Raw genomic sequence first — 7,642 nt, forward strand, 5'->3', positions numbered from 1 at the left:
TCCAACCCCCAGGACCTGCGTTATTCAAAATTGCACTTCAAACTTGAATCCGCCTCCTTATACAGCTCACACACAAAACAGAAAGGCAACTTAGCTTAACAAGTAAACTAAATTGCCTCATCACAAAACTTGTCGGCTCAAAACCGGTTACGCATTATTATTTGCCTGACTTAGCAGCACGTAATACGGGGTAAAATTGGGTAAAGACCATATCGTGTGCAGCATGATCCTTGTGGCAGGCAGCACATGCTTCATCCGCTTGGATAATACCTTGTTTGGCTTCATACGATTCAAAACCAAAAAATGCCCAGTTACCGGGTCTTTCGGGATAGCGCTTGGAATCTTTCACCATAGCAGCAATACCATTGTACTCACCTGGGAAATAGCCATTCCCGCTAGGCGCTTCTTTGCTCCCTATGCTAGCTAATTCTTTAACGATAACGGTTCCATCCCGGAATTCGCCCGTTTTCTTCCAGTGGTACCAGCTGGTAGGGTCAACATAGACATTATGAAATTCTGGGAAGGCTGCTTTATCATCATTTAATTCATTAGGTGTCACAGATGCGCCAATAAATACCCATTCACGATAGTCTTTAGGAGTTAACAATACATGCTCTTTAGTGAAACTACCATAATTAAGCCCTTTGTGTGCATGATGGGCATCAGAAGCAATCGCTGGACTGGCCAGCGCAATAGACAACAATACAGGAGCAATACTGCTTAATAGCGTTTTTTTTAGCTGTAACATAATAAGCCCTTAAATTGGTTAAAGAAACATACAGAAAACAGCAATAAATTGCACTGCCTTCCTTTTTTATGGTAGTCAGACAAAGTATCTTCGTCAAGGGATTATCCTCTCACTGCAAAGAGGATAATCCTTCAATACCATTGACTAACAATCATTGCTTATTCTATTTCTAATTGGAAGCGCAGCAAATTTCTAGCTCGACTGCAACTTTTTGATCATAACTTTAAGCAAGCTAGTCTTTGAAAGAATATCATAACTAAATGTTTTTTTACTTAATTTAAAAAATAGCGCCACTGAGTGCTATCTTTCGCACTATAACATGATGAAAAACTATTTTTCTCCGATTCACCTGCTATTTTTCGTTGCTTTGCTTGGCATCATAATAATATTGATCCAGATAGAGCTACTGTCTTTTGCTTTTGTAAAACTGGGGCTGCCACCTGAATTTGGGCTGATAATACTGTTTCTATCACTACTCGGCAGCGCCGTAAATCTTCCGGTAGCAAGAATTAAAAGCACTGCTACAGAACAGACATTCACACAGTCTGTGTACAAAGGATTGCTTAGAATACCCGCACAGCCGTTTAATAACGAAACGCAGATTTTCATCAATCTTGGCGGTTGTCTGATACCAGTAACACTATCAATTTACTTATTTTCCAATAGCGCATTGAGTTTATCGTTCACATTGCTGGGGATCGCTATCATAAGTAGTATCAGCTACATTTTTAGCCGCCCGATTTCGGGACTTGGCATTGGCATGCCAATTCTGATCGCCCCAATCAGTGCAGCGTTAGTGGGATTATCAATCAGCCCGGACCAAAGGGCCTCGCTGGCATATATCAGCGGCACATTGGGAGTGCTGATTGGGGCAGATTTACTACGCATGAAGGATATTTCCCGGCTCGGCACACCGTATGCTTCGATCGGCGGTGCGGGTACATTTGATGGCATATTCATCACCGGCATTGTGGCGGCTCTGCTGGCTTGAGGCTTCATTCTCGGCAACTCCTTATTGCATTTCTGTTGCTCTAAGGCAAATCCCGCTATACTCATTGGCATGACGAATTCATGCCAGCATAATTCTTTTAATTTGCCGCAAGAACATCTGTTGCACCGGCTGCATGCATTGCAACAGGAATATCTGCATATTTCACCGCAGGCCATGCAACAAGTCGCGGCCGAATTTAATTTGCCGCTCAGTCAAGTAGCTGGAGTCGTAGCGTTTTATTCTTTTTTTTCCGCACAACCATGCGGCCGTTTCCACATATTATTCAGTAATTGCACCAGCTGCGGCTATCTGCCAGATGGACAAAACCTGATGCAATTGCTGGCGCAGCAATTGCAAGTCAATCCCGGTAAGACGCGGGCAGATGGATTGATCAGCATTGGCGAGACCTCCTGCATCGGATTATGTGATCAAGGTGCATCGTTGCTGGTCAATGGCATACCGCTTACTCACTTGAACCCGGACAAAATTACACAGATTGCGCAGCAGATTACAGCCAACATATCGACGGATAAATGGCCAGCGGAATGGTTTGAGATACATGACACAATCTATCGACGCAACCTTTTGTTGACAACACAGCTTGCACCCGGCAGCGCGCTACAGCAAGCAATAACGCACGGCGCGGCAGAAACATTGACGACTATCCAGCAATCCGGCTTAAATGGGCGCGGCGGTGCGGGATTCAATACCAGTAAAAAATGGCAACTGTGCCGCGAAGCGCCTGGTGATGCGCATTATGTCATCTGCAACGCCGACGAAGGCGAGCCCGGCACGTTTAAAGATCGTGTGTTACTGCGCCATCACGCCGAAGCGTTGTTTGAAGGTATGACAATATGCGCTTTTATTATCGGAGCAAACAAGGGTTCGATCTATTTGCGCGGGGAATATCGCTATCTGCTCTCGCACTTGCAAGCCGTGCTTACGCAACGGCGTAAGCACGGACTATTAGGAAGACACATTCTAAATCATGCAGATTTCCACTTTGACATCGACATTGTCGTGGGTGCGGGCGCCTATATTTGCGGCGAGGAATCGGCACTAATCGAATCGCTAGAAGGTAAACCCGGCATTCCACGTATCCGACCGCCCTTTCCGGTCACACATGGTTATCTAGGACAACCCACTGTGGTCAATAACGTTGAAACCTTAATTGCCGCAGCACATATCGTCGCGCATGGCAGCAGTTGGTTTAATTCTGTCGGCACCCAGAAATCGACCGGCACAAAAATCCTCAGCGTCAGTGGTGATTGCCTTTCACCGGGAATCTATGAATACCCGTTTGGCGTGCGCATTCAACAAATCTTGGGTGATTGCGGCGCGCAGAGAGTACAAGCGGTACAACTAGGTGGACCTGCTGGAAAGCTAATTGGCGCGCCGGATTTTAACCATACCATCAGTTTCGAGGATATATCCACCGGTGGGTCATTTTTAATCTTCGGTCACCAGCGTGACTTGCTAACGGTTCATCGCAATTTTGCCCATTTTTTTGCGCATGAGAGCTGCGGTTTTTGCACTCCTTGCCGCGTCGGCACACAGCTGTTAAAAAGTAATCTGGATAAAATTGCCGAGGGTCACGGCACAACAAACGATATCGAAACACTGAAACAGCTCGCTTTTTTGATTCAGCATCACTCGCATTGTGGCTTGGGGCATACCGCTGCTAATCATGTTCTGGACGGCTTGCAGCATTTTCCGCAAGTTTTTGCAGCCCATCTGAATCAGCATTTCGTTGCGCAATTCGATCTTGATCAGGCACTGGAAAGCGCTCGGCAGATCACGCGCCGCGACGACGCCACAGCCCACCTGGATTAAATCGAAATGTCAGCAATGCAAAACACAATTCGCATAGACCGCCAGGAAATTCCGTTCACCCCAGGGCAAACCATCATGGACGCCGCACTAGCCGCCAAGGTTTATATTCCGCATTTATGCCACTATCCCGGCTTGCCGCCAAGCGGCAATTGCCGCTTGTGCGTAGTAGAAATCGAAAATCGCAGCGTTGCTGCATGCACGACACCAGCAGCAGCGGATCAGACAATCCGAAGTAACACACCAGAATTGAACGAAGCGCGCAAAGCACTCACGCAGATGCTATTCGTCGAAGGCGATCACATCTGCCCGTCGTGTGAAAAAACCGGCAATTGCAAGTTGCAGGCTATGGCTTATTATCTCGGTATGCTGGACGATCACTTTCCGCAGTTTTATCAACGCCGCGAAATCGACGCATCACATCCCGATATCCTGCTTGATCACAGACGCTGCATCCTGTGCGATTTATGCGTGCGCGCCAGCCGTGAAGTAGATGGGAAAAATGTGTTTGCCATCGTTGGGCGCGGAACAAAAACGCATTTAATCGTCAACTCCCCGGGCGGAAAATTAGCCAACAGTCCGATCGCAACGACCGACTTGGCGGCGACCATCTGCCCGGTCGGTGCAATTTTGATCAAACAGCAAGGGTATCAAGTGCCGATCGGACAACGTATCTATGATCAGCACACAATTCGGGAAACCAGTTTGCAGGAACACATCGCAGACTGCGATAAACTTAAACGCAAAGAGCACCAAGATATAGAACGTTAATCTTTTCGGATTAATTCCCCGTTTTATTAGGTTGGGTAGTTTAATTTAGGTAAAATTTTACTGGGTCTGCCAAAGTGATATCCCTGCGCAAGATCGACCCCCAGCCTTTTAACCATTTTGAAGGTATCTTCATCTTCGACGTACTCTGCCACGGTTATTTTTCCTAGCCCGTGCGCTACATCCACCATGGCTTTAACAAAAACCTGGTTGTCTCGATTATTGTGCAAATCGCTAATGAATAAGCCGTCTATTTTCAAAATTTCCACGCCTAAATATTTGAGATAACCAAAGGTAGAAAAACCGCTGCCAAAATCATCCAGGCAGACCTTACAGCCTGATTGATGAATGGATTCAATAAAGCGTTGCGCATCATGAATATCGGAAACGGCAGCGGTTTCGGTCAACTCAATAATTAAGCGACTAGGTTCGACGCCTCGTTCCAGCAATAATTTTCGAATATAAAGTGGCAATGAAGGTTCATCGAATGTTCGCCCAGAAATATTGATCGCCAGTGGCGGCATATTGAGGTCATTGGCCAATTTCTCAATACTCTTTTTTACAACCCAGCGATCGATATCCAAAATTTGACCGCTTTTCTCGGCGATCGGAATAAATTGACCTGGCATGATCAAGTAATCTGGATGCTCCAGGTCACGCATCCTAATCAGCGCTTCAGCATGACTGAGAGATCTATCACTGGTTAAATAAACGCCTTGAAAATGCAGTTCGAACAGATCCTGTTCCAATGCCTGGGCAATTCGGTTACGCCATGTCATCCGTTGTAACATAGCCTTCGAATCATCACGCTCCGCATCATAAATTGCCCAGGTATTTTTGCCCTGAGTTTTGGCCTGGTACATCGCGGTATCTGCATGCGCAATCAAGTCTTCGGTTGTTTCGCCGTGTTCTGGAAAGATCGCCACACCCAAGCTGCTGGTCAAACGAAGATTGGTACCGTGAAAACGCAATGGTATTGATGCAATGGCAGTGACAATACGGGAGGGTAAGGCATTAATATCTTCGTCTGGCTGGATAATGCTTAGTATGGCGAACTCGTCGCCACCCAGTCGAGCGAAAATTTCGATTTGCCGAATTACGCTGGATATTTCTCCAGCGGCTCTGACTAATACCGTATCGCCTGCACTATGACCGAAAGTGTCGTTAATATATTTAAAGTCATCCAGGTCAAAATACAATAAAGCAAACTTACCTCGGTTGCGCAGGCAGTTTGCTATCAGAAATTCAAGTTGCTCCTGGAAGCGGTGTCGGTTGTATAGACCAGTTAAAGGATCACGCTCGGCCAGATACAACAGTTGTTGTGCGGTTTGGCGTTCCTGAGTAATGTCCTCATAAATCCATAATCGCCCTAGTACCAGCCCTTCAATATCAGTAACCGGATAGGATAGCTGGGTGAGCATGCGACCGTCGCTTAGTTCCAGCTCGAAACTTTCACTGACTTCATGAGTATGCATAACGTTAAGAACAAATTTAGAGGCATGTGTGGGTTGTGCAAAACGCTCGGCGGATCGTTCCAGCACAATTTTCGTCGGCAATCCTGTCAGATCGTCATTCTCGTTGATCAGCCACATCTGCAAAAAAGCGGGATTCACGTATTCAACACGACGTTCGTTGTCTTCAAACAGAATACCAATATTCATGGCTGCAAGCAGTGCACTCATGCGGCTTTGTTCGCGCTCTGCCAGAGTACGCAATTCACGCTGATGCTTTTCAGATACCTGTAACTCTTCCAACGAATGGCTTAAAGCCTCCTCGCTTTGTTGTAAAACAATTTCCCTGGTTTTGCGTTCTTCAATATCGGTGTTCGTACCCAGCATGCGTAATGGACGATTTTGGCTGTCATATTCCACCAACTTGCCAATCGACAGTATCCATTTCCAGGAGTTTTGTAGAGTAAGCTGACGAAATTCCACTGCGTAATGTTCGCGCAAGCCATTGATGTATTCCTGATATATTCGACTCACTCGCTCACGATCCTCCGGATGCAGGCGATCAAGCCACTTATTGTGGGTTTCTATAAACTCATCAGGTTCATAGCCAAGCATTAACGCATATTCCGGACTTACTAATGCTTCACCTGTTTGCACATTAATATCCCACAGGCCTTGATTAGCTGCACTTAGCGCCAGCCGCAACCGAGATTCGCTCTCACGCAGCTCACGATCGGAACTCCTGCGCGCAATCTGGATGCTGGCAATCGAGCATGCAGTCAACATATTGGTGGCGACAAAAATGCACAAAATTAAATGATCTAGCGAAAAAGCGCCATTTATAAAGGGACCTATCCCTTGGGCAGTACCCCAAGCAGCAATTATGGAAATAACAGCTGCTGCCAACACAGCCTCTAACGCACCTAAACGCAAACTGGCCCAAAGCAATGGAGGAAACACTAGAAAAGCTAGTGATAACTGAAATTCTCCAATTGACAGCATACTTCCGAAAACTGACCACGCAATTACGGCGCAGAGTGTGATGACCAAGACAGATTCAGCGTTTGAAGCCTCATGGCGAGCAGCCTTATTCTTATAATAAATTGACCATACTAGCAATAGCGGAGTAAAAATCAGTATGCCTATCATATCGCCAAACCACCAGCCCAGCCATGCTTGTTGTATCTGGTCCGCTATCAAGTTATCGCTAGCAAATAAAGCCAGCACACCAAAGCTAGGGGGAAGTAACATACTACTCGGCACAATTAAGACAAATACCAATATATCGCGGCTACGTAGAAAGTCATTTTTAAAATTAGTCACTTGCTTGAGTAGTATTGCACCAAATACTGACCCTAGAGTATTACCAAGCGCAATCAGGCTAGCAGTGGATAAGGTAAGATCGCCAGTGGTCAAATTGACTAGAAGCGCACCAAAGAATATACCTGGCCAGCACCACAACCCCCAGATCATAAGTGCTGCAAGTGCTATTCCCGTTGGAGGCCAGAACAAGGTGATGTTCGATCCCATATAGGGAAAAGCCAAACCTAATTTTCCGGTTGCAAAATAGGTTAGAGTCAACAAAACAATCCCTAAAACCCGAAATACCATTGATGCAATTTTATTTTTTTTCATCTGTTTCAATACTCAATCATAATTATGTTGAAGCCTTTGCAAAATTCAACGAATCTCCAAACTCGTTACAATTTCTGATTTTTATGTGTGTGGAAGAGTATCTGTCTATTAACACACAATCTGGGCAGCCTTTTTAGGTTGTATGCCATAGCTTGTAAGATATGCCAGGCATGCGCTTGTGTTAATCGTGTCCTGAAACGAGACAGCACCGAATGATCC

The 7,642-nt window shown here is 45.9% G+C and carries 5 protein-coding genes; 3 read left to right on the forward strand and 2 right to left on the reverse strand.

What is annotated here, in order from left to right:
- Window positions 1-157: 157 nt before the first annotated feature.
- Window positions 158-748: a cytochrome P460 family protein gene (locus QZV86_RS12890; protein ID WP_295628903.1), complete on the reverse strand. Its 591-nt coding sequence runs from the start codon at window positions 746-748 to the stop codon at window positions 158-160.
- A gap of 319 nt (window positions 749-1,067) precedes the next feature.
- On the opposite strand from QZV86_RS12890, the gene QZV86_RS12895 reads away from it, so the two are divergent.
- The 3 genes from QZV86_RS12895 (at window position 1,068) to QZV86_RS12905 (ending at window position 4,340) form a co-directional block, all read left to right on the forward strand.
- The gene (locus QZV86_RS12895) at window positions 1,068-1,739 is read left to right on the forward strand and encodes a DUF1614 domain-containing protein (RefSeq protein ID WP_295628906.1); all 672 of its coding nucleotides are present in this window, start codon (window positions 1,068-1,070) and stop codon (window positions 1,737-1,739) included.
- A gap of 69 nt (window positions 1,740-1,808) precedes the next feature.
- Window positions 1,809-3,572 (forward strand): NAD(P)H-dependent oxidoreductase subunit E, encoded by a 1,764-nt coding sequence (locus tag QZV86_RS12900; RefSeq protein WP_295628909.1) that lies wholly within the window; start codon window positions 1,809-1,811, stop codon window positions 3,570-3,572.
- Window positions 3,573-3,578: 6 nt separating this feature from the next.
- Complete coding sequence (locus tag QZV86_RS12905; protein ID WP_295628912.1) at window positions 3,579-4,340, forward strand: 2Fe-2S iron-sulfur cluster-binding protein; 762 nt, start codon at window positions 3,579-3,581, stop codon at window positions 4,338-4,340.
- A gap of 26 nt (window positions 4,341-4,366) precedes the next feature.
- Here QZV86_RS12905 and QZV86_RS12910 read toward each other — a convergent pair whose 3' ends face one another.
- Window positions 4,367-7,423 carry an EAL domain-containing protein gene (locus tag QZV86_RS12910; RefSeq protein ID WP_295628915.1) on the reverse strand — a complete coding sequence of 1,019 codons (3,057 nt, stop codon included), beginning with the start codon at window positions 7,421-7,423 and terminating at the stop codon, window positions 4,367-4,369.
- Window positions 7,424-7,642 lie beyond the last annotated feature (219 nt).

Source organism: uncultured Nitrosomonas sp. (assembly GCF_902826915.1).
Taxonomy (GTDB): domain Bacteria; phylum Pseudomonadota; class Gammaproteobacteria; order Burkholderiales; family Nitrosomonadaceae; genus Nitrosomonas.

Coding starts and splice junctions, on each gene's coding strand:
- QZV86_RS12890 (WP_295628903.1), bottom strand. CDS start 748: ATGTTACAGCTAAAAAAAACGCTATTAAGCAGTATTGCTCCTGTATTG.
- QZV86_RS12895 (WP_295628906.1), top strand. CDS start 1,068: ATGATGAAAAACTATTTTTCTCCGATTCACCTGCTATTTTTCGTTGCT.
- QZV86_RS12900 (WP_295628909.1), top strand. CDS start 1,809: ATGACGAATTCATGCCAGCATAATTCTTTTAATTTGCCGCAAGAACAT.
- QZV86_RS12905 (WP_295628912.1), top strand. CDS start 3,579: ATGTCAGCAATGCAAAACACAATTCGCATAGACCGCCAGGAAATTCCG.
- QZV86_RS12910 (WP_295628915.1), bottom strand. CDS start 7,423: ATGAAAAAAAATAAAATTGCATCAATGGTATTTCGGGTTTTAGGGATT.